The organism is Actinoplanes campanulatus, assembly GCF_014647795.1.
Lineage (GTDB): Bacteria > Actinomycetota > Actinomycetes > Mycobacteriales > Micromonosporaceae > Actinoplanes > Actinoplanes campanulatus.
This window is the reverse complement of sequence record NZ_BMPW01000020.1, coordinates 147,666-167,385: the sequence shown is the minus strand read 5'-3', so window position 1 is coordinate 167,385 and position 19,720 is coordinate 147,666. Positions and strand designations below refer to the sequence as shown.

General features: G+C 67.1%; 32 protein-coding genes. All 32 read left to right on the top strand.

Annotation, left to right across the window (positions count from 1 at the left end; translation table 11 throughout):
* Positions 1-61 precede the first annotated feature (61 nt).
* A complete protein-coding gene (locus IEZ13_RS33555; RefSeq protein WP_183225048.1) occupies positions 62-409 on the top strand; it encodes a hypothetical protein in 348 nt (115 codons plus the stop codon).
* Positions 406-777 (top strand): hypothetical protein, encoded by a 372-nt coding sequence (locus IEZ13_RS33550; protein WP_183225049.1) that lies wholly within the window; start codon positions 406-408, stop codon positions 775-777. Before IEZ13_RS33555 ends, IEZ13_RS33550 begins: the two co-directional genes overlap by 4 nt.
* Positions 774-1,121, top strand: a complete 348-nt coding sequence (locus IEZ13_RS33545) for a hypothetical protein (protein WP_183225050.1) — start codon at positions 774-776, stop codon at positions 1,119-1,121. The genes IEZ13_RS33550 and IEZ13_RS33545 overlap by 4 nt, the downstream gene beginning before the upstream one ends.
* Positions 1,118-1,336: a helix-turn-helix domain-containing protein gene (locus IEZ13_RS33540; protein ID WP_183225051.1), complete on the top strand. Its 219-nt coding sequence runs from the start codon at positions 1,118-1,120 to the stop codon at positions 1,334-1,336. Before IEZ13_RS33545 ends, IEZ13_RS33540 begins: the two co-directional genes overlap by 4 nt.
* Positions 1,333-1,575 carry a response regulator transcription factor gene (locus IEZ13_RS33535; protein WP_183225052.1) on the top strand — a complete coding sequence of 81 codons (243 nt, stop codon included), beginning with the start codon at positions 1,333-1,335 and terminating at the stop codon, positions 1,573-1,575. Before IEZ13_RS33540 ends, IEZ13_RS33535 begins: the two co-directional genes overlap by 4 nt.
* Entirely contained in the window at positions 1,572-1,808 is a 237-nt protein-coding gene (locus IEZ13_RS33530; RefSeq protein ID WP_183225053.1) for a response regulator transcription factor, read from the top strand. The genes IEZ13_RS33535 and IEZ13_RS33530 overlap by 4 nt, the downstream gene beginning before the upstream one ends.
* Positions 1,805-1,984, top strand: coding sequence for a hypothetical protein (locus IEZ13_RS33525; RefSeq protein WP_183225054.1), 180 nt, complete (start codon positions 1,805-1,807; stop codon positions 1,982-1,984). The genes IEZ13_RS33530 and IEZ13_RS33525 overlap by 4 nt, the downstream gene beginning before the upstream one ends.
* Positions 1,981-2,223 (top strand): hypothetical protein, encoded by a 243-nt coding sequence (locus IEZ13_RS33520; RefSeq protein WP_183225055.1) that lies wholly within the window; start codon positions 1,981-1,983, stop codon positions 2,221-2,223. Before IEZ13_RS33525 ends, IEZ13_RS33520 begins: the two co-directional genes overlap by 4 nt.
* Positions 2,216-2,584, top strand: coding sequence for a hypothetical protein (locus tag IEZ13_RS33515; protein ID WP_183225056.1), 369 nt, complete (start codon positions 2,216-2,218; stop codon positions 2,582-2,584). Before IEZ13_RS33520 ends, IEZ13_RS33515 begins: the two co-directional genes overlap by 8 nt.
* Entirely contained in the window at positions 2,581-2,937 is a 357-nt protein-coding gene (locus tag IEZ13_RS33510) for a hypothetical protein (RefSeq protein ID WP_183225057.1), read from the top strand. Before IEZ13_RS33515 ends, IEZ13_RS33510 begins: the two co-directional genes overlap by 4 nt.
* Positions 2,934-3,173, top strand: a complete 240-nt coding sequence (locus IEZ13_RS33505; protein ID WP_183225058.1) for a hypothetical protein — start codon at positions 2,934-2,936, stop codon at positions 3,171-3,173. The genes IEZ13_RS33510 and IEZ13_RS33505 overlap by 4 nt, the downstream gene beginning before the upstream one ends.
* 285 nt (positions 3,174-3,458) lie before the next feature.
* Positions 3,459-4,376, top strand: coding sequence for a hypothetical protein (locus IEZ13_RS33500; protein ID WP_183225059.1), 918 nt, complete (start codon positions 3,459-3,461; stop codon positions 4,374-4,376).
* Positions 4,373-5,749 (top strand): replicative DNA helicase, encoded by a 1,377-nt coding sequence (locus IEZ13_RS33495; protein ID WP_183225060.1) that lies wholly within the window; start codon positions 4,373-4,375, stop codon positions 5,747-5,749. The genes IEZ13_RS33500 and IEZ13_RS33495 overlap by 4 nt, the downstream gene beginning before the upstream one ends.
* On the top strand, positions 5,739-6,539 hold the full coding sequence (locus tag IEZ13_RS33490; protein ID WP_183225061.1) for a hypothetical protein: 801 nt from the start codon (positions 5,739-5,741) through the stop codon (positions 6,537-6,539). The genes IEZ13_RS33495 and IEZ13_RS33490 overlap by 11 nt, the downstream gene beginning before the upstream one ends.
* 81 nt (positions 6,540-6,620) lie before the next feature.
* Complete coding sequence (locus tag IEZ13_RS33485) at positions 6,621-6,968, top strand: hypothetical protein (RefSeq protein ID WP_183225062.1); 348 nt, start codon at positions 6,621-6,623, stop codon at positions 6,966-6,968.
* Positions 6,965-7,255: a hypothetical protein gene (locus tag IEZ13_RS33480; protein ID WP_183225063.1), complete on the top strand. Its 291-nt coding sequence runs from the start codon at positions 6,965-6,967 to the stop codon at positions 7,253-7,255. Before IEZ13_RS33485 ends, IEZ13_RS33480 begins: the two co-directional genes overlap by 4 nt.
* Positions 7,252-7,572: a hypothetical protein gene (locus tag IEZ13_RS33475; RefSeq protein ID WP_183225064.1), complete on the top strand. Its 321-nt coding sequence runs from the start codon at positions 7,252-7,254 to the stop codon at positions 7,570-7,572. The genes IEZ13_RS33480 and IEZ13_RS33475 overlap by 4 nt, the downstream gene beginning before the upstream one ends.
* Positions 7,569-7,757 carry a hypothetical protein gene (locus tag IEZ13_RS33470; RefSeq protein WP_183225065.1) on the top strand — a complete coding sequence of 63 codons (189 nt, stop codon included), beginning with the start codon at positions 7,569-7,571 and terminating at the stop codon, positions 7,755-7,757. Before IEZ13_RS33475 ends, IEZ13_RS33470 begins: the two co-directional genes overlap by 4 nt.
* Complete coding sequence (locus IEZ13_RS33465) at positions 7,754-8,128, top strand: hypothetical protein (RefSeq protein WP_183225066.1); 375 nt, start codon at positions 7,754-7,756, stop codon at positions 8,126-8,128. The genes IEZ13_RS33470 and IEZ13_RS33465 overlap by 4 nt, the downstream gene beginning before the upstream one ends.
* Positions 8,128-8,298 carry a hypothetical protein gene (locus IEZ13_RS33460; RefSeq protein WP_183225067.1) on the top strand — a complete coding sequence of 57 codons (171 nt, stop codon included), beginning with the start codon at positions 8,128-8,130 and terminating at the stop codon, positions 8,296-8,298. Before IEZ13_RS33465 ends, IEZ13_RS33460 begins: the two co-directional genes overlap by 1 nt.
* Entirely contained in the window at positions 8,295-8,897 is a 603-nt protein-coding gene (locus IEZ13_RS33455) for a hypothetical protein (protein ID WP_183225068.1), read from the top strand. The genes IEZ13_RS33460 and IEZ13_RS33455 overlap by 4 nt, the downstream gene beginning before the upstream one ends.
* 384 nt (positions 8,898-9,281) lie before the next feature.
* Complete coding sequence (locus IEZ13_RS33450; protein ID WP_183225069.1) at positions 9,282-10,136, top strand: hypothetical protein; 855 nt, start codon at positions 9,282-9,284, stop codon at positions 10,134-10,136.
* A gap of 127 nt (positions 10,137-10,263) precedes the next feature.
* A complete protein-coding gene (locus IEZ13_RS33445) occupies positions 10,264-11,085 on the top strand; it encodes a hypothetical protein (RefSeq protein WP_183225070.1) in 822 nt (273 codons plus the stop codon).
* Positions 11,082-11,333, top strand: a complete 252-nt coding sequence (locus IEZ13_RS33440; RefSeq protein ID WP_183225071.1) for a hypothetical protein — start codon at positions 11,082-11,084, stop codon at positions 11,331-11,333. Before IEZ13_RS33445 ends, IEZ13_RS33440 begins: the two co-directional genes overlap by 4 nt.
* A complete protein-coding gene (locus IEZ13_RS33435; protein ID WP_183225072.1) occupies positions 11,330-11,746 on the top strand; it encodes a hypothetical protein in 417 nt (138 codons plus the stop codon). The genes IEZ13_RS33440 and IEZ13_RS33435 overlap by 4 nt, the downstream gene beginning before the upstream one ends.
* Before the next feature lie 112 nt (positions 11,747-11,858).
* Positions 11,859-12,200, top strand: coding sequence for a hypothetical protein (locus IEZ13_RS33430; RefSeq protein ID WP_183225073.1), 342 nt, complete (start codon positions 11,859-11,861; stop codon positions 12,198-12,200).
* Between the two features lie 117 nt (positions 12,201-12,317).
* Positions 12,318-12,833 carry a hypothetical protein gene (locus tag IEZ13_RS33425; RefSeq protein WP_183225074.1) on the top strand — a complete coding sequence of 172 codons (516 nt, stop codon included), beginning with the start codon at positions 12,318-12,320 and terminating at the stop codon, positions 12,831-12,833.
* The gene (gene terL / locus IEZ13_RS33420; RefSeq protein ID WP_183225075.1) at positions 12,745-14,364 is read left to right on the top strand and encodes a phage terminase large subunit; all 1,620 of its coding nucleotides are present in this window, start codon (positions 12,745-12,747) and stop codon (positions 14,362-14,364) included. The genes IEZ13_RS33425 and terL overlap by 89 nt, the downstream gene beginning before the upstream one ends.
* A gap of 27 nt (positions 14,365-14,391) precedes the next feature.
* Positions 14,392-16,485, top strand: coding sequence for a phage portal protein family protein (locus IEZ13_RS33415; protein WP_183225076.1), 2,094 nt, complete (start codon positions 14,392-14,394; stop codon positions 16,483-16,485).
* A gap of 32 nt (positions 16,486-16,517) precedes the next feature.
* Positions 16,518-16,727 carry a hypothetical protein gene (locus tag IEZ13_RS33410; RefSeq protein WP_183225077.1) on the top strand — a complete coding sequence of 70 codons (210 nt, stop codon included), beginning with the start codon at positions 16,518-16,520 and terminating at the stop codon, positions 16,725-16,727.
* 11 nt (positions 16,728-16,738) lie between these two features.
* Positions 16,739-19,261 carry a phage protease gene (locus IEZ13_RS33405; protein ID WP_183225078.1) on the top strand — a complete coding sequence of 841 codons (2,523 nt, stop codon included), beginning with the start codon at positions 16,739-16,741 and terminating at the stop codon, positions 19,259-19,261.
* Positions 19,261-19,653, top strand: coding sequence for a capsid cement protein (locus tag IEZ13_RS33400; protein ID WP_183225079.1), 393 nt, complete (start codon positions 19,261-19,263; stop codon positions 19,651-19,653). The genes IEZ13_RS33405 and IEZ13_RS33400 overlap by 1 nt, the downstream gene beginning before the upstream one ends.
* Positions 19,654-19,720 lie beyond the last annotated feature (67 nt).

Genomic DNA, 19,720 nt, shown 5'->3' with positions numbered 1-19,720 from the left:
GTGTCGTCGGGTGCGCTGACTGCGCGGCCGAGGGCTTGGACCCGACCACGGTGGTGGCCCGGTGAGCCTGACCCGAGCCCGAACGGCCCGCGTTCCCCACGAATGCGACAGCTGCTACTGGACGCCGTCTCTCCGCGGCGTCGCAACGATCCTGCCGGGCCACATGTACCTCGAGCACGTGGCGTTCCCCGGCGACGAAGGCTTCGAGGAGGGCGAGCAACCGGCGCGGCTGCGCGAATGCGCCACCCACGCCATCGAGCGTGACGACTTTGCCGCAACCCAGTACGGCATCTGCGGCAGCTACTGCCACGGCACCAACCCGTGCGTACTGCCGTTTCAGAAAGGCGCTCCAGGCCACGACTGCGTGTGTCGGGAGTGCATCACTGAAACCGCGGCGGTGGCCCGGTGACCGCAGAAACGCCCGAGTTCCCGCCGGAACTGCTCGACTACTTCGCCGCCCGCGAGCAGCAGCGCGCCGACCGGACCGACACCGCCTGGCGCACCCTGACCAAGTTCGAGCGCCGTGTCGTTCGCGAGGCCGCGGTCATGGGCTACGTGCTCGGCTACCGGGACGGGAACCTCGACGGACGCACCGGCAAAGGCGGGCCACTCGACAACGAACGCCGCATCCCGGGCGACTTCGACATCGTCCGCACCGTCATCCAGCACTGCGACTCCACCAGCGACCTCTACCCATACCTCGCCGACGCGTGCGCGGGCCGACGTCGGCGGATCACCCGCAAACGGCTGTACCCCGGAGAGGAGACAAGCCGGTGACCAACTATCTGATCTGGTCGAACAAGCAGGATGCCTGGCGGGGTCCGGGCGGCAAGGCGTACACGCAGGACATTTGGGAGGCGGGCCGGTTCAGTCTCAATGACGCCGAAGCCCGATGCCGGATCCGTGCTTGGGAGCCCCATCGGCCGCCGCCCGAGGTGGTTGTGGAGGCCCCGGAGACGCACCTTCCGCTGGACACTTTCGAGGAAATCGAGGCGGCTCCTGAACTCACCCGACGGCTGGTCCACGAGCTCACGAGGGTGGCGATGCGGGAACGTTCGGAGCAGCCGGTGTGGCCGCAGGACCGTGCCACCGATATCACCATCGTCGGCGGTGAGCCGTGACCGGCTACACGGGTGCCGCCGGCCAACTGACGCGCCGTCAACGGCAGGTCCTCGACCAGGTGGCGGCGGGTTTCACCAGGCGGGAGATCGCTGTCCGGCTCGGCATCAGCCCCGAGACCGTGAAACGGCATATCGAGGACATCCTCGCCCGCATGGACGCCCGGAACGCGGCACAAGCCGTGGCGAAGGCACGCCGGGCAGGAGCCCTGTCGTGAACGGCTACTTCCCGAACCGCACCGTCCCACTGCCGCAGCGATCGATCAGCCTCACCGTCCGCGAAGCGCAGATCCTCGCCCTGATCGCGGACGGCACATCCAACGCGGCGATCGCCCAGCGGCTGTACATCACCGTCGACACCGTCAAGACGTACAACAGGCGGATCTTCCGCAAGCTCAACGCCAACGACCGGGCACACGCCGTCGCGCAAGCCTTCCGGGCCGGGGTGCTGCAGTGAGCGATTTCTACGCCCGCCCCGCGCCGCTACCGGTACCGCCGCGTCTGTCGCCGCAGCAGGCCCAAATCCTGTATCTGATCGCGGAGGGCCACTGCAACAAGGAGATCGCCGCCGCCTGTAACACCAGCCTGTTCACCGTGCACGAGCAGACGAAACGCCTCTACTGGCGGCTCGGTGCCAAGAACAGAACGCATGCGGTCACCCGCGCGTTCCGGGTGGGGCTGCTGCGATGACCAGCCGCAACCAGCGCTGGCAGGTCGTCCGCCTCGCGGACGGCACCGTCCGGGCGTGCTGCACCCACCGCTCCCAGACGATCGCCGCCTGGTGCACCACCTGGCGCAACAGGTTCCGGCCGTGGTGGGAGATGACCGGGCCGCGACACGACATCCGACAGGAGAACCGCCGATGACTGATACCCCTGCCCCCACCTACCAGCGCGTCGGACACTACACGGTGCAGATCGGCGGGCACGCCTTCGAGATCGGCTACCTCGACGAAGCGATCGGCCTGTTCCAGCGGCTGAAACTGACGCACTCGGAAACCGACGCCACCCTCAACCTCGTCGCATGGGCGGGTCGCAGCGGCCCGGACGGCGGGCCACCGACCGGCTACATCCTCGACCAGCACACCTGGGGCCACGATGCCTGACCTCGACCGGCTCCCGCCCACCCAGCAGCTGATCCTCGACACGCTCGCCGCCCGTTATCGGCTCGGCGAACAGGTGTGGACGTTCTCCACTGTCCACGGCAAGGCTCTACGTGCCCTTGAACAAGCCGGGCTCGTAACGCTGCTCAATGGGATCGTCGAGCACTCCACCCGCGCCCGCCTCACCGAGGCTGGCAAGGCTGCGGTGTTGTCCGGCGACTACCAGCCACCCAACGGCGGCATCGACCGGTTGCGGGCCGCACTCACTGACATCGCCGAACACGCCGAAGCCCGCGCCCACTACCTCGGCATGGAGCCGATCGCGGTCATCGCGCGGCAGGCACTCGAAAGCGGGCCGGCATGAGGGCATGGAGTAGAGCGTTCACCTGGACGGCCTACTCGGCCGCCATCGGCGCGGTCACGTTGACGCCGCTGATGGGCTTCGTCGTCGGCGACAGGAAGCCGTCGGCTTCCGCCACGGCGTTGCAGATGCTCATCGCGGTCCTGCTGATGCTCGTCTCATTGACCCTAACCATCATCGATCGGCGCCGTCGCGCCTTGGCGTTTCACCGTCGGGCTGCGGCTTTGGCCGCTACGCGTGATGCCGGCGCCGAGTTCGCGGCAGCCCGCAAGCAGGCACATGATGCCGGGTTGCCCTGGGTTGAGGCTGACGGATCCATTTCATGGTCGGCTCACGCCTGGGGGAACACGCCATGACTGACTTCCCGTACGTGTGGACGTGGCGGTGGCGGACCTGGCAACTGCCGAGCGTCACCGCACGGGTGCCGTGGTTCGGTGACGGTGTCGACCGGGCCGGCATGCGCTGCCAGGTGGTTACGCGGGGTGGCATGAACTCGGCGCTGGTGCGGTTCGCCGACGGCAGCGAGTTCGTGACCTCACGGGGCGGATTACGGCGCGCGCCAGAAATTGCCACGACAACGCATTGTTCTTGATCCGCTACAGCATTCGGGAATGCAATATCAACACCCGAAAGATAAGGCGCGGGAAGATGATGAAATCGAACGCCTGGACTAAGATAAAAAGACGCGCGGCCAACGGTGTTGGAGCACCGAAGACCGCGCTAACCCGCACCTCACCATCCCGTTCTGCAACAACGGAAGGGAGGTCCAGGCTGTGTTGAAGCCTAGGACTCCATCGTACGCCACGTCAGGTGGCCATGCCGCCACAGAAGACGGACCTTCTGTCCCGAAGCCGACCTTCTCGGTGGTGATTCGCCCGTGACCTGGTTCAAGGTCGATGACGGCCTGCACTCACATCGAAAGGCCGTCCGCGCCGGCATCCCCGCGATGGGCCTGTGGGTGATGGCGGGATCGTGGTGCGCCGACAACCTCAGCGACGGGTTCATCCCTGACTACATGGCCGCACGCCTCGACACGAACTATGAGCAAAACGCCGAATGTCTCGTTAGCGCCGGACTCTGGGTTGTAGCCGGAAAGGACGGCGACAGCGGATGGCAGTTCCACCAGTGGGTGGACCAGCAGCCGACCGCCGAATCGGTCCTTGAGAAACGCGCAGAGGCCAAAGAGAGAATGCAGCGGGTTCGCGCGTCACGCAAAGCGAACAAAGAGGCGAACGCCATGATGAACGAACCTGCTAACACCTCTGACGGTTCGCCGCCTGTTCGCGCGAACAATGAGCGAACTTCGGCCGAAGTTCGCTCTGCCCCGACCCGACCCGACCCGACCACTTCTTCTAACGAAGAAGTATTTGGGTCGCCTCCGGCTCCCGACGATGACGACCTCGGCGGAGACGACACCACCAAGAAGGGCACCCGCATCCCCGACAACTTCGCTGTCACCCCCGAGATGGTCAAGTGGGCTGGACGTAAGTGCCCCGACATTGACGGACGCACCGAGACAGAGAAGTTCGTCCGGTACTGGAAAACCAAGCCCGGTAAGGATGCACTCAAGCTGAGCTGGAAGCGGACCTGGCAGAACTGGATGACCTCTGCCCAGCAGCAACTCAACAACCGTCAGAAGAGCCGCATGTCCGGCGGGCTGGGAGCCGAATCGAACGCGCCAAAGGCCATCCCTGCTGGCGAGAAGTGCTCCCGGCATCCGTCCTACCGGGCCGGAACCTGCGGACCTTGCCGATCAGAATCGCTCGTCAACCGAAAGGCTGGAAGCGCAGCATGAGCATCCCCACCCAGCCCACCCGGCACCTGCAAGCCGTCGAGGACGTCGACTGGTCCAAACACCCCATGTCCGACCTCGCCGCCGAACAAGCCGTGCTCGGCATGATGATGACCTCCCCCAAAGCCATCGACGAGGTCATCGACCACGTTGCCGGCCGCGACTTCGCCGACAACCGGCACGTCACCCTGTTCCACACCCTGGTCCTCATGTGGGGCGACAACATCCCCAGCGACCCCACCCTCGTTGCCCGGCAACTCGACACCAACGGCGACCTACTCCGCGTCGGCGGCGTGCCCTACCTGCACACCCTCACCGAGAAGATCCCCACCACCACCGGAACACCCCGCTACCACGCACGAATCGTCGCCGACTGGGCGAAACGCCGACGCGTCCGCGAAGCCGGACTCCGGATCGTGCACACCTCACAAACCCTCGACAAGACCGTCGACGAAGTAATCGACGCCGCACAGCAGGACATCCACGCCGCCACCGTCAGCCAATCCCCCGGCAACCTGCTCGCCTACAACGACTTCCACGACGGCGAACTCGACCACCTGGAGAAACTCATGAACGGAGAAGTCCGCCGCGGCATGTCCACCGGACTCGGCACCCTCGACGACCTGATCGGCGGATTCCTACCCGGACAACTCGTAGTCCCCGCCGGACGCCCCGGAATGGGCAAGTCGACATGCGGCCTCGGGTTCGCCATCGCCGCCGCCCGCCGCGGGATCCCCGCCCTCATCTACAGCCTCGAAATGTCCCGCCGCGAACTCACCTGGAGGCTACTGTCCGCCGTCGGCGGCATCGACCTGGGCGCCTTCACCACCGGCCGACTCACCCCCGACCAGCACGACAAAGCCAAGAAGGCATCCAAGACGATCGCCGGATGGCCGCTGCACATCGACGACCAAACCCACACCGTCGCCGACATCCGCACCTCAGCCCGCCGGTTCCGGCAGCGCCACAATGGACTCGGCCTCGTCTTCGTCGACTATCTGCAACGCCTTCGGACCACCACGAAACACGACCGCCGTGACCTTGAGGTCGGCCGCAACGCTTCCGACCTGAAAACCCTCGGGCAGGAACTCGAAGCCACCATGGTCGTGCCCGCACAGCTCAACCGCGGCCCGGAAAGCCGCACCGACAAGCGTCCTCAACTGTCGGACTTGCGTGACTCGGGCGAGATCGAGCAGGAAGCCGACATCGTCATCCTGCTGCACCGCGACGACTACTACGACAAGGAAAGCCCGCGCGCAGGCGAGGCCGACTTCATCGTCGCCAAGTATCGCAACGGCCCCACCGACACCGTCACCGTCGCCGCCCAACTGCACCTGTCCCGGTTCACCGACTTCGGCATCGGCGGTGACCGCTGACATGGGGACGCTAACCGTCCACAACGCGGAGATCCGCACAGCCACCGTTGAGGTGAAGACCCTGACCATCTCGGGCCGGCAGGTCACCCAGGCCGTGTTCAAACAGCTCCCCGATCGGCAACTCGTCAACGACGACGGGAGGCTTAACGGCCAGCCGTGGGGCCGAGTCAACTACCACCCGGACAAATGCGCCGACGACGAGAAGCACCTGCATGTCGTCTGGCAACGCGGCAAGGAGCTGTTGCGGTCTCGCGTTGATGTCGTTGTCACCTATCCTCGCTGGATTCGCGTTGACGCTGCATCCGGCTGGCTGAACGCGAAGGTACGCGACGACGCCGCCAACACGCTGACAGGGTGGCGGCCGATGAGCGACGAGTTCACGAAGACGTTCCTCGGCGTCAAAGTGCATATGGTCATGAGTCATGAGGCAGCAATGGTCACCCTGGCACGGCAACGGGTAGAAAGCACGCGCCGCGACATTGCCGCTCACGGCCCAGCCCACCTGGTGTGCGGGCCGTCCGCGAAGGCCGACATCCCCGCGGCTGGATCCGGCCGATCAGCGGCAATGGCTGCGGCACGTGCAGCAGCCCGTCGAGTTCGCGCAGATTCGGCGCTGGCCGCCTTCCAAGATGAGCTTGAGAAGGCACTGGCGGCAATGCCGGTGATCTCACTGGCCGACGCCGAAGAGAAGTTGCTCGCGGAGGTCCGAACAGAGGCCGACCGGCGCCGTCGTCATCAGGATGTACGCACGGCACTCGCCGATCTACCGCAACTGTTCATCGCTGTCTGACCTGCTGGACGGGCAGCGGAACGCTGGAATCGCTCCGCTGCCCACCCCGATTCTGCCCCACACCCGAGGAAGGAACACCGCATGACCACCACAACACACTTGCCCGCTGGCATCACCGAACTCACCGAACCCTGCTGGGAGACACCAAACGACGACGAAACCCACTACCCCGACCAGGACACCGCCCTCGAAGCGATCGAAGACGACGAGGACCGCCACAAAGGCACCAGTCCCACGCTGAGGCTGGGACGCTGCTGGACCGCGCAAGCTGCCTGCGGCAAGTGGGTTGATGCCGACCAGTTCGGAATCGGGCACCACCTGACCGCTGCGGATGCGCTCGCCGCAGCTCTTGAGGCTGACTTTCAAGTCGTCGACGACGTTCTACGTTGTGAGGACGGCGAATTCTGCAAGTCGAGGCAGGAGCTGTGACCGACACCGACGCGCCGAACCCGTCGGTGTACGAGCCGTTCAACACGTTCATCTGCGGCTCCGGCGGCTGCAACACCACCACGAACCACCTTGCCAAGCCCGAGCGGGAGATCGCCGGGAACTTCCTCGAAGATATCGGCTCCTGGATGACCGCCCTCGAACGGGAACAAGCGCCAGCCCGCATCATGCTGCCCGTCCGCGCGGCCTACGACGCCGCCCTGTGGTGGGTGACCGAACTCGACAAGCCGCGGCCGAAGCCGGCCAACAACCCGAGGAGCGCCGGATGACCGACGAGCCAATGACCGTCGATTCCCACGCCCACATCGCCAGCATGGCCGGCGCTGGTCGTGCACGAAGGGGGATGGCGATGACCTACCGCATCGAACGGGACGTCGCGCTCATGCGGGAAGGCGGCCCTCCTGGCGACAGCGAGCTCGTAGCGGTCGTCGTGAACGGCGACGAACACCTCGCCGAACGCATCCGTGACCTGCTCAACCAGCACCCGCCCACCCACAACTGGCACGACGGCGACTGCTCAACGACGCACTGCTACCGGTACACGTGCACACCTCACCCGGCAACCGACGATGCGGAGGACACGTGACCGTCTGGGTTCTGGTCTCCGCCGACGAGTGGACCGTCATGTCAGTCGCCGAAACCGCTGACGCCGCCAAGGTGGTCGCTGAACGTGATGCCGAAGAGGCACTTGCCTGGCGGCTCGACAGGAAGGGCAAGTACGTCAGTGGCAAGTGGGCGTACGAGATCCGGCCGTTCGAGGTGATCGCATGATCTACCGGGTGGGTAACCACTGGAACAACCAGACCATCATCCTGACCGGCACCCAGCCTCCAGACGCCGACGGGCGCCGCCCGGACGACAAACTCATCGTGTACGTCGACTCTGCCGCGCCGACCGGGACAGCCGAACGGATCTGCGCGCTGCTGAACGCCGACGACGAGGCAATCCGGCAGCGGGACGAGGCAGCATTGCAGGCAAATCTCGGCCGCCTGCCTCCGGACGGGCGGCCCGGCCCACCGTCGGTGGAGCCGTACGACCAGCTACTCAAACGACGCTGCAGTTGGTGCGAGGCCGAAGGCGAAATCTGCCCGGTGCACAGGGATATGGCAGACACCTCACCCGACGAATGGACGGACGCGTGATGGAACTCGAAGACCAGCACCGGTTCCAGGTCGAAGGCGTGGCCAGCGCCGGCGGCGCCCAGATCCTGTTGTCCTGCGACCGATGCCCCTGGACTGCGGTGCTCGACGACCCAATTAGCTTCGCCGACCTCAACCAGCGGGCTGCCGAGCATACGGAGGTGTGCCAGTGACCGCCGACTTCGTTCTCGCCGGCACCGGCTCTCGGTCGCTGCGTGTCGCGCCGCATGAAGTGCAGGTGGAGGCGATGCACCGCTGCACCGAGGCGGTCGCGGCCCGGGTGCTCGAGCATGGGAGCCGCCTGGTCGTCATGTCCGGCGCCGCTGAGGGTTGGGACGAGCTCCTGGCCCGCGTCGCGATCCGGCTCGGAGTACGCCTGCACCTGATGCTCCCGTCCCGGTCGTACGCGGCGTACTACTGGGGCCGGGCATCCGTGCTCGAGCGGGACCGCACCGCGGAGTTCGCTGAGATCCAGGCGGCGGCGTGGAAGGTCACGTTTGTGGCCGAGCAGATCCTCGGCACCACAGCGCTCAAGGTCGACGGGCTGCACATCAACTTCCACCGCAACCTGATCATGGTGGAGACGGCAGACTCGTTTGTCGTGTGGGACCCGACCAGCCGCGGCACCGCGCACTGCGTAGAGGCGATCCGGCGGGCCGGGAAGTGGCGCGACGACATGGTCCTCGGCCCCGGCCCGCTCAGCGACCAACAAACCCTGCCGATCGGTACCGTTAGCGGGACGCACCGGCCGGCGGAAGCAATGCGTCACTGATGGTCATCACGCACCCACCGGCCGGGCGCCACCGCGCACCAATGAGCCGATGAACGTCGAAACCCGGCTGTGTAGACGCTGCTGGCGACTCGCACGCGCAGACCGCATGATCCAGGGATACGGCAGCGACTGCGCCACCCAGCTAGGCCTCACCGGAACCACCACCGACACCGGACACCACGGCCCAAACCTGCTCGACCTGCTAGCGGACGCCGTCACCCAAGCGGGCGGCGAGACACCGCCACACCAGCAAACCCGTGGCACACTTCGGCCGTGACCTGCCGCTGCCGCCCCTGGCCCACCCGCCGCCGGACCACACGCCCTACAGCGTTCGACGACCCGTGGGCCGACTACTGGACCTGATCGCGCCGAAAGGACACCGAGTTGGCCCGCGACATCCTCGACCGCCTAGACGCTGCAATCGACGGCCTCTGCCCGTGCGGCGCCGAACCCCGCGAAGGCTCCGCCTACTGCGGCTACGACTGCGAACCCACCCACCGCGCAGTCCACACCATCAGCGACACCGACGGCACCCAGATGCGGTGGCGGCCCGACCTGGTAACCGCATTCGACGACAGCGACCTCCACGACCTCGGCACCATGACTTGGTACACCGGCGCCGCCAACGCCAGCCTCTACCAGCGCGGCATCCCGCACCGCGGCCAGACGACAACCTGGCATCTACGCCTCGACGACGGACACCGCTACGTCGGCCTCGACCTGGCCTTCGACGACACCGTGGACGTGCTCGCCGACGACCATGTACGCCGCATGACCGACGCCTGGACCCGACTCGAACGCGAACTCGGCAACCAGCGGCACACCGAACCCGCCCACCGGAACATCAGCGCATGGGACATCTGGCATCGTCAGCGCCAGGAAGACCGTGCAGCCCGTTACGCACGAGACGAACAGCGGATCTGCGACTGGCTGCGCGCCAACCACCTCGACCCCAACGTGATTCCCGCCGCCTCTGCCATCCGAATCCACGACGGGCAGATCACTGTCAACGTCTGGGTCCGCGGTGACGAGGGCGAACTCCAGATCCACGACGGCGAACCCGTCACCCGGCCACACACTGTGCCACTCGCCCAGCCGTGGCCAGACGGACTGGACTACGACGGACTCGACATCCAGCCGGCCAGGTTCAACAGCACGCTCGCCGCCTGGTTCATCGCCGACCGGTTCGCCGCCCGCGTCGTCAACGCGCGCGACTTCTTCCGCATCACCAGCACCTGAACGCGAACGGCGCCGGGGCTGAACCACCCGACGCCGTCCACCATCCACCGCGCCCACCTGTAGACGCAACCGCCCGATGCGATCACCGGAACCGTACCCGCGACACGGCCCCGAGGTGATCACCCTGATGGACGACAACACCACCTGCCACAACGGCCACACCTGCCCCGGCTGGAACGGCAAACAAGCCGCACCCACCGACCAGCCGTTCTGCCACAACTGCCTCGACCGGGCCAGCCGCGACATTCGGGCTCTCGTCTACGACTACCTCGACCTCGCCCAGTTGCACGAGGCATCCCTGTCACAAGCACCCGACGAACACACCACCGGCGGCGGACACGAAAGCCCCACCCTCCTCGCCGACCACGTCGAAGCACTCCAAGCCGAAATCCTCTGGGTAGCCGCCACCTGGGAACACGCCCTACGCGCCCGACAGCAGCTCTCCAACCCGCGCACGTACACGCCACTGTGGCGAACCACCGTCTACGACCACCTGCGCCTCACCGACCGGCAGCCCGTCCTCGTCAAAGCGCGGCCCGGCGCCATTGTTCAGCGCGCCATCAGCATCATCACCGGCCGCCTCGACCAGCTCGCCCGCCTCGAACCAATCACCGTCTGCCCCACCGGCATCGAAGACGAACCAACCGTCATGCACGGCTGGGAAGCCATCCACCAACTCCAGAACCTCCACACCCGCGCCCGCGCCACCCTCGGCCGCACCACCCGCCGATTCTGGATCCCCGGCGAATGCTGGCACTGCGACGCCCGCCCCACCCGCGACGTCGACGGACCCCTCTACCGCAGCGAACCCCGCCGCCACGAAGACCCCATGGAAGTCCACTGCCAGCCATGCGGCGCCACACGCCCATACGCCGACTACGAGACCTACATGACCAGCCTGCTATGGCCCGGCCAAGACACCGACGCCAACGTGCGGATCGCCGCATGAAGCGCTACAAAACCTTCACCTACGAACGCGAAGAACCATGCGGCGCCACCTGCGACGGCTGCGGCCTCGACGGCGACTACCTGTCCCTCGTCGAAGTCATCATCTCCGTCAACGAGAGTGAGGAAGGCGGCCGGCGCGACGAGTACGACTACTGCAACGACTGCCTCGTAGCGCAGGCACCAAAACTCGTCGCAGCAGGCAGCCGCTCCCCGATCGTCACCGGCGATTGGACGGAGGACAACGAGTGAAGCCCGACCTCGACCGGCAGCCACGCCGAAACCAGCGCACCTGGCCCAACAACATCGACACCCCACTCGACCGCGCCCGCCGCATCGCCGGCATGTACCGGGCACGACTCCACGCCCTCAACCCTGAGGCATGCGACGACTGCGACCAGACCGCAGCCGACTTCGGCGAGACATGGATGCTCGAACGGCCAGACATCGTCGAACCCGACCGCGAACTCACCACCACCGAAGCCGCCGAACTCGTACAGGTAAGCCCCGACCTCATCCGAAAATGGGCATGCCAGAAACACCCGACAACCCCCGGCCTCAACCTGCTCCCCCGGTACGGATGGCGGGGCCGGGAACGCACCTACATCGCCGGGAAGGTATTCGAAGCAGCCGCCCTGGCGAGAGTTGGGCAACACGCCAGCTAGACATGCTTGCAAGATCGGCTGCGACCGTGTCACAGTTCTGCGCGAGACCAGTGTCTCCAGCGCCCGCCAGAGCCTTCGCTCGGCGGGCCTTTCGCATTCCCGGGCGGTGCACATGACCCGCTGGATCCGCCGCCTCACCGGCACCGACATCCTGGAGGAACACATGGCCCGCATCATCGACCTGCTCAACGGCCTCGTCGCCCAGCAGACCGCCGCGTCCGCCGCGCAGGCCACCAGCTTCAACAACCTGCACGCCGCGATCGACCGACTCGAAACCGCCGTCCGCGACGGCGAAGCCTCCCCCGAGATCGAAGCCGCCGTCGGGCAACTCCGCGACGGCTTCGACGCCCTGCAGAAGGCCGCCGACGACGCCGACAACGGCCACGAGCCGCAGCCCGACCAGCCCGCCGACGGCAACGAAGGCGACGTGTTCCCCGAGGACACCAACCGCTGACAGACGTGGCCCGCGGACCTCGACCCCGCGGGCCACCCAGCAACACAGCGTCACCGCAATGCCAACCACGTCGGGGTTTCATTTCACAATGCGTGACCTCGTAAAGGATCGGTGAACATGCCCGCCTCACGAGCAAAACGCGCCGACACCGCCCAGCGACGCCGCCAAGCCATCGACATGCGCATGGCCGGCGCCTCATACCAGCGCATCGCCGATCAGCTCGGCTACACCAGCCGCGGTGCCGCATGCCAAGACATCACCCGCGCCCTCGAGCAAGCCGTCGCCGAACAGATCATCTCCGCCGAGGCCTACCGCGAAGAAGAGTTGCAGCGCCTCGACGCGCTCCTCGCCGAAGCATGGGCCGTCCTCAAACGCGAGCACCTGACCGTCTCCCACGGCAAGGTCGTGTACGACGACACCACCGGGCAGCCGATCCTCGACGACGGACCCACGCTCGCCGCGATCGACCGCATCCTCAAGATTCAAGAACGGCGTTCGAAGTACCTCGGCTTGGATGCCCCCACCCGCGTGGAGGCGATCACGATTGACAGCCTCGACGCTGAAATCGCCAAGCTTGCCGCCGAGCTTGAAGGCGATCAAGCTGGAGAAGCTGCGGGAACTCCGCAGACTTAAAGCCGAGAAGGAACACCGCAAGGCCGCCGAAGCGCGGGCCAAACGCGACGCCAACCGCAAGCGCTGGCCCAGCCCTCTGGACATGGCAGCGGATCTCGATCCGCCGCGGCTCGACGAAAACGGCGACCGGGCCGGCGCATGGCGCACTCCCGCGCTCGAACTCATCAACACCGCCCTCGTCGACCTGGCCGAAGGCCGGGAGAAGCGGCTAGCCGCGTTCATGAGCCCTCAAGAGGGCAAGTCGACGACCGTCTCGTTCTGGTTCCCGCTGTGGCTGCTCACCTGTGTTAACCCCAACCTACGCATTCTGATCATCTCGTATTCCGACGAGATGGCCCGCCGGTGGGGCGCCGAAATCAAAGACGCCCTCGAACGCTGGTCCGGCGACGAAGGCACCATCGACCTCGGCCTCCGACTACGCAAAGACTCCCGCGCAGCCGGCCGCTGGAACATCGCCGGGCACAAGGGCTCCGTCTACTGCGCCGGCATCGCCGGATCCATCACCGGCAAACCCGGCGACGTGATCCTCGTTGACGACCCGCTCAAAAACATGAGCGAAGCCCAGTCGGAGAAGATCCGCGAAAAGGCCATGTCGGTCTACCGCTCCGCGATCGTGCCCCGGCTCGGCCCGTCAGCACGAATGGGATGGATCCAAACGTGCTGGCACGAGTCCGAGCCGATCCGGCAGATCCTCGCCAACGAAGGCGAACGCAAGAACGGCGGCCGGTGGCGCACCATCACCATCCCCGCGATCGCGGACTCCCCCAATGACGACCTCGGCCGGAAGATCGGCGAATGGCAGGAATCGGCTCGCGGCGAACGAGACTGGGCGGGCATCCGCAAGACCGTCGGCGAATACGTGTTCTCCGCCCTCTACCAGCAGCGGCCCAGCCCCGCCGAAGGCAACCTGTTCAAACGAATCTGGTGGCGCTACTGGTCGCATGCCCCACAGACCGGCGCTAGCCCGCGCCTGGACCTCGGTGGCCGGATCTTCGACTTGCAGGACTGCTGGCGGTTCGCGACCGTCGACCTCGCCAACTCGACGAAGACGTCCGGCGACTGGACGGTCATCTCCGCATGGGCGCGCAGCATCGACGGCGACCTGGTCCTACTTGACCGCACCCGGGCGAAGATCGGCGAAATCGACCACTTCACCCACGCCCGGCCGCTCGTACAGCGCTGGCAGCTCGACACCCTGTACGTCGAACAATCCCAGTACGGCACCACACTGGTCCGTGAAGCAACCAACGACCGAGTGCCGATCGCACCGCTGGTCGCTGACACCGACAAACTGAGCCGCGCCCTGCCCGCGTCGGCGTGGGCGTCGAACGGCCGGATCTGGTTACCTGCCGGCGCCGACTGGATCAAAACGTGGGTGGACGAGTTCGCCGGGTTCCCGAACGCCGCCCACGACGACCAGGTAGACACACTCGCCTACGCGGTTCGTGTCGCGGTGACAAAGTGGGCGCCACCGCCGCCTCGCCCACCGGACCAGTCATCGGGCGGAGACCCGCTGAACAGCCCGATGTGATAGACGCTGGTGAGGTGGTGGTCTCCGGTGACCGCCCCAACCTCCGTGAAGGGCTTCGTCGATCCGTACACGCTCGGCACCGATTTCGGGTCCCTGTACGTTGACCTGCTCGAGCACGTGCCCGACCTGACGTGGCCGCTGTCGGTTCCGGTGTACGCGAAGATGCGCCGCGATCCTCAGCTGACCGCCATCTTGCAGGGCTGGACGTTGCAGTTGCGGCGCGCCCAGTGGCAGATCGACCCGGCCGGCTGCCGGCCCGAGGTGGTGTCGGCGGTCGCGGACGGGCTCGGGCTCGCGGTGGCGGGCGCGGACAAGCCGGGTGCGGCGCGGCTGCGTGGCGTTTCCTGGAGCGAGCATCTCCAGGCCGCGTTGCGTGCGCTGACGTTCGGGCACGCGGCGTTCGAGATGCAGGCGGACGTGTCCAGCGGCAAGGCACTGCTGTCGGGGCTGTGGGAGCGCCCGCAGTGGACGATCTCCCACATCCACGTGGACGGGAAGACCGGCCTACTCGAGGGCATCACCCAGGACGCGGCAACCAACCTCGTTAGCCCGCAGATCAAGGCTGACCGGCTCGTCTGGTACGTCGCCGACCGGGAAGGCGCGAACTGGGCGGGCACCTCTCTACTGCGGCCCGCCTACGCTGCGTGGCTCATCAAGGAGGAGATGCGGCGCGTCCACGCCATCGCCAACCGAAGATGGGGCATGGGCGTCCCCGTCATGGAGGCGCTGCCCGGCACGAACCCGACCAGCGGGCAGATGACCGAAGCCATGCAGTTGGCTGCCGCCGCCCGATCCGGGGAACAGGCCGGCGCGGCGACTCCGCCTGGCTTCACCCTCAAGATTCAGGGACTCTCGGGTAGTGTGCCGGACACGCTGTCGTTCATGCGCTGGCTCGATCAGCAGATGTCCCGCGCCGCCCTGATGGGCATGCTGGACCTCGGCGAGACACCGAACGGATCCCGCGCCCTTGGCGAAACGTTCGTCGACGCGTTCCTGCTTGCCCTCGAGGCGACCGCCGAAGCCGTCGCGGACACCGCCACCCGGCAGGCAGCGGCACGAATCGTCGACTGGAACTGGGGCGCCGACGAACCCGTCCCCCGCATCGTGGTGTCCGGCGTCGGTAGCCGGCGCGAAGTCACCGCTGAGGCGCTGCAAATGCTTCTCGCCTCCGGTGGGCTCGCCTCCGACCCTGGTCTCGAGGCGTGGATCCGTCGTGAATGGCGGCTGCCAGAACGTGAGGGTATGGCCCAGCCGAAGCCGACTGCGCCGGGCGTGGACCTGCCGGACAAGGACGAGAAGCCGCCCGCCGAACCCGAGCAAGAGGTTGCGGCGGCAGCCAAGCCTCGCCCGCGGTCGCGGCGCCGTACTCAGCAGCCGTCACTGTTCGACGACGACGACGGGGAATCTGACGCGGCCCGCATTCAGCAGCAGTGGGATCAGGCGAAAGCCCGGCTGCTGCGCCGCTGGCCGAAACTGGCGGCACCTTTGGTCGGCGAACTCGCCGACCAGGCGCAGGCCGCCGTAGAAGTCGGCGACCTGGGACTGCTCGGGCAGCTGCAGGCGTCCGCCGGTGTGGTCGCCGCGCTGGCGGTGCCGCTACGAAAGTCGGGCACCGACCTGGCTGCGGAGGCTGCAGCCGGGGTGGTGGCGGAGGCCGCCGCCCAGGACACCGTCATCGACGTGCCGGCCGAGCCGGGCGCGGACCGGGTGCAGCAGCACGCGGACGCCGTCGCCCGCATCATCGCCGCCGGCTACGCCTCCGGTGCGGCCCGAACCAGCCTGCAACTCGCCGGAGCTGCGCCGCAGGAAGTCCGCAACGAGGTAGAGCGGCATCTCACCGAACTGGGAACCTCGGTGAACGGCCTGGTCGGCGACAACATCGGCAGCCTGCTCAGTGCCGCACAGTTCGCTGGCCGCCTCGCTGTCCTCGAGGAAAACCCGGCCACGGCATATCGGGCGAACGAGACGCCGGACCGGAACACCTGCGACCCCTGCAAGGCCATCAACGGGACCGAGTTTCAGACGCTGCGGGCCGCGCTCGCCGCCTACCCGCTGTCGGGCCAGCACGCCGCGTGCGAGGGGCGTTCACGCTGCCGCGGGTTCATCGTTCCGATCTTCTAGCCGGTAGGACCGACTTCGGAAGGAGGTCGGTGGTGGAGCAGAAACCCAGTATCGGCCGCATCGTCCACTACGTGCAGTACGAGGGCAACAAATGCCGCGCCGCGATCATCACCGACGTCGAAGACGACGGAACGGTTGGCCTGTACGTGATGACGCCGGACCGTGGTGCCCACAGCCAGAACGAATGCCCGTACGACGACGGCCACACCTATGGCACGTGGCACTGGCCGACGCGAACGTGAGGCGGTGACCCATGCCTGACGTGGAACTCGCCCGCCGTGAAGGCGTCGAGCTGGTCCGCACCGGCAGGTTCCAAACCCTCACCGGCTCGTGGAACCCGACACCGAAAGACATTCAGGCCGCCGTCGAGGCCATGGACTGCCCGGCGATCCGAAAGCCGGTTATCCGGCTTGGGCACACCGACGATCGGTTCGTGCCTCGCGGCGACGGGGAGCCGGCACTCGGCTGGTTCGAGAACCTGCGTGCCGCTGACGGCGGGCACACGCTGGTCGCCGACCAGGTGACGCTGCCGTGGCTGCATTCGGTTCAGGCTGCCGCCTACCCATCGCGGTCGATCGAGGGCAACTACAACCATCGCTGTTCCGAAGGCCACCTGCACCCGTTCGTCATTCACACCGTCGCCCTGCTTGGTGTAACCCCGCCCGGGGTGCAGACGCTGCGGTCGTTGAACGACCTGCCAGAGATGCTCGGGGTCGCCGCAACCGGTGAGGTACCCGAGGGTGCCGAGCATGTGCAGGTGACGGTCCTGGCGGGCCGGCACTCGTTCGACGAGTCGAAACATGCCCGCGACGACGACGGCAAGTTCACGTCCGGGTCCGGTGGCGGCGGTGGTGACGGATCGCCTGTTCAGCCTGCCCCAGCCTCCGGGCTGAAACGCAATGAGCGGCTCGCGAAACGCATCCCTCTCGGCAAGGGCGAAACGTATGTCGGCAGCGGCACCGTCCGTGACGGCGGGTTCGCGGTCGCCGCCGTGGACGGCCCGGACGGGCGCACCGTCCGGCTCGGTGTCGGCATCGACCCCGACGAGATCGGCCAGTGGTCCGGCGCCAACCGGGGCGGAACGGTCGTCCTCGACCAGGAACGTCTCGACCAAACCCGCGAGGCGATCGCCCAGCTCCTCGAAGCGGCAAAGACCGGAAAAGCCAAGGTCCGTGCCCTGCATAAGGAATGGGACCGGCTCGAAGCGGCCGAGAACAAACTCTTTGGCAAGTCGTCGATGTCGGAGTCCGACGAGAACAAGTTGGACGAGATCCGGGAACAGCGGAAAGCCAACGAGGACGCGCTGGACAAGCTCGCCGACTTCGGTGTCCTCGAAGAGGGCGTGATTCACGCCGAGTGGGGTGACCTGCACCTGCAGGCGTACATGTCCGACGACAGCCCGCAGTTCAAGGTCGAGGTGAAAGCGAGCCGGGAAGCGCCGTCCCGGTTCGACGAGATCCTCGAAGTGCGACACCTGACCAGGCTCGCAGCCCTACTGGAGAAGGCGGGCGCCGCGAAACCGGTGCAGGCCGCCGCCGCGCAGGTTCAGGCCGCCGCCGAGGTGCACACGGGCGCGATGGTGGCGCTCATCCCCACGCCCGAGGACGCGGCACGGCTGGCGGTCGAGGGCGGGGAACCGGCCGAGGAACTGCACGTCACGCTCGCTTACCTCGGTGAGGCTGCTGCCCTCGGCGCCCGCGGCAGGCAGGACGTCATCGACGGCGTCTCCACCGCAGCCAACGGTCTCCCCCAGTTCGAGGCCGAAGCGTTCGCGTTGAACGTCTTCAACCCGCCGGGTGCGCAACGCGACGACGGCCAAGATCGGGACACCTGTCTGGTGCTCGGCTTGTCCGGGGACCCCATCGACGCCGTCCACGACCTGGTGGCCGAAGCGCTACGTGAGGCGTTGTGGTCGATCGACGTCCCGCCGCAGCATCGCCCGTGGCACGCGCATATGACCTTGGAGTACACCGAGGATCTGTCGAAGCTGGCCAACCTGGTCGACCGGATCGGGCCGGTCCGGTTCGACCGGATCCGCGTGGCGTTCGGCGGCGAGCACATCGACATCCCGCTGATCGGCCCAGACGAAGACGACATGGTCGCGGCGAGTGCCGCGATCCGTGGCCGGATCCCGCCGATCCGGGAACGCCTGGCCCGGCTGGTGGCCGCGGCTGCACCCGCCGATCCCCCGCCGGAAGACCCGGCATCCAGTCTCCCGGCCGCCGAGCCGGAGCCCAACAAACAAGAGGAGGACCTCGTGTCCCTGAGCGATGAACTGCGCTCGCGGCTCGGCCTCGCCGACGGCGCCGAGGAGGTCGACGCTCTGGCGGCGATCGACGCGCTGAAGGCGGCGGCCGAGAAGAGCCCCGAGCCGACGGCGGAGATGATCCAGGCTTCGGCCAACGCGACGGCGAAGGCCGAGCAGGCGGAGGCGGAGAAGGACGAACTCCGCAAGGAGGTCAACGTCCTGGCTTCCCGCATGGAGCAGGTCACCACCGAACTCGCGGCGGCGAAGGCCGAGCAGGCGGCAACGGTGAAGGCTTCCGTGCTGGATGACGCCATCAAGCAGGGCAAGATCAAGCCCGCGGACAAGGCGCAGTGGGAAACCGACTACGACGACGCCCCAGCCGCGATCACCCGGGTTCTCGCTTCCATCGCCCCCGGCACTGCGGTTCCCGTGATGGCGGCCGGGCACGCCGGGCCGGCCGAACCGACCAGCGGCGACAGCCTGGACGCCGAGTACGAGCGCCTCTTCGGCGAGAAGGCTGGTGCCTGATGGCTGACTACGCCCCCCTGTGGATGCCCGGTGACGTCATCACCGTCACCACCTCCGCCGCGGTGACCGGCGGCAAGTGCCTCGTCGTCTCTGGCAACGGAACCGTCGCCATGTCGTCCGCGTCGTCGGTGAAGTGGGTCGGTGTCGCCGCCTGCGACATCGCCTCTGGTGCGGTCGGCCCGATGCACGGCCGCGGCCAGGTCCACACGTCGACCGCGGCGGGTGCGATCACTGCCGGGGATCAGCTGGTGACGGCCGCGTCGGGCAACGTGGCCGCGCTCGCGGCTGCCAGCACCGACACGGCGACCGACATCAACTCCGCCAGGTCGGTGATCGGTATCGCCCTGACGACCGCGGCGGACACGGCCACGGTCACCTGGATGGAGATCTAGCAGCCCAGCTGCTTCCCCTCGCTCTTCTCTCAACCCCGTCACCTGCCGGTGCGGGGTTTTTTCATGC

Bases quoted from the DNA above. Each gene is read 5' to 3' on its own strand.
- IEZ13_RS33525 (WP_183225054.1), top strand. From the start codon at position 1,805: ATGACCAGCCGCAACCAGCGCTGGCAGGTCGTCCGCCTCGCGGACGGC.
- IEZ13_RS33520 (WP_183225055.1), top strand. From the start codon at position 1,981: ATGACTGATACCCCTGCCCCCACCTACCAGCGCGTCGGACACTACACG.
- IEZ13_RS33515 (WP_183225056.1), top strand. From the start codon at position 2,216: ATGCCTGACCTCGACCGGCTCCCGCCCACCCAGCAGCTGATCCTCGAC.
- IEZ13_RS33510 (WP_183225057.1), top strand. From the start codon at position 2,581: ATGAGGGCATGGAGTAGAGCGTTCACCTGGACGGCCTACTCGGCCGCC.
- IEZ13_RS33505 (WP_183225058.1), top strand. From the start codon at position 2,934: ATGACTGACTTCCCGTACGTGTGGACGTGGCGGTGGCGGACCTGGCAA.
- IEZ13_RS33495 (WP_183225060.1), top strand. From the start codon at position 4,373: ATGAGCATCCCCACCCAGCCCACCCGGCACCTGCAAGCCGTCGAGGAC.
- IEZ13_RS33485 (WP_183225062.1), top strand. From the start codon at position 6,621: ATGACCACCACAACACACTTGCCCGCTGGCATCACCGAACTCACCGAA.
- IEZ13_RS33475 (WP_183225064.1), top strand. From the start codon at position 7,252: ATGACCGACGAGCCAATGACCGTCGATTCCCACGCCCACATCGCCAGC.
- IEZ13_RS33465 (WP_183225066.1), top strand. From the start codon at position 7,754: ATGATCTACCGGGTGGGTAACCACTGGAACAACCAGACCATCATCCTG.
- IEZ13_RS33460 (WP_183225067.1), top strand. From the start codon at position 8,128: ATGGAACTCGAAGACCAGCACCGGTTCCAGGTCGAAGGCGTGGCCAGC.
- IEZ13_RS33445 (WP_183225070.1), top strand. From the start codon at position 10,264: ATGGACGACAACACCACCTGCCACAACGGCCACACCTGCCCCGGCTGG.
- IEZ13_RS33440 (WP_183225071.1), top strand. From the start codon at position 11,082: ATGAAGCGCTACAAAACCTTCACCTACGAACGCGAAGAACCATGCGGC.
- IEZ13_RS33430 (WP_183225073.1), top strand. From the start codon at position 11,859: ATGACCCGCTGGATCCGCCGCCTCACCGGCACCGACATCCTGGAGGAA.
- IEZ13_RS33425 (WP_183225074.1), top strand. From the start codon at position 12,318: ATGCCCGCCTCACGAGCAAAACGCGCCGACACCGCCCAGCGACGCCGC.
- IEZ13_RS33405 (WP_183225078.1), top strand. From the start codon at position 16,739: ATGCCTGACGTGGAACTCGCCCGCCGTGAAGGCGTCGAGCTGGTCCGC.
- IEZ13_RS33400 (WP_183225079.1), top strand. From the start codon at position 19,261: ATGGCTGACTACGCCCCCCTGTGGATGCCCGGTGACGTCATCACCGTC.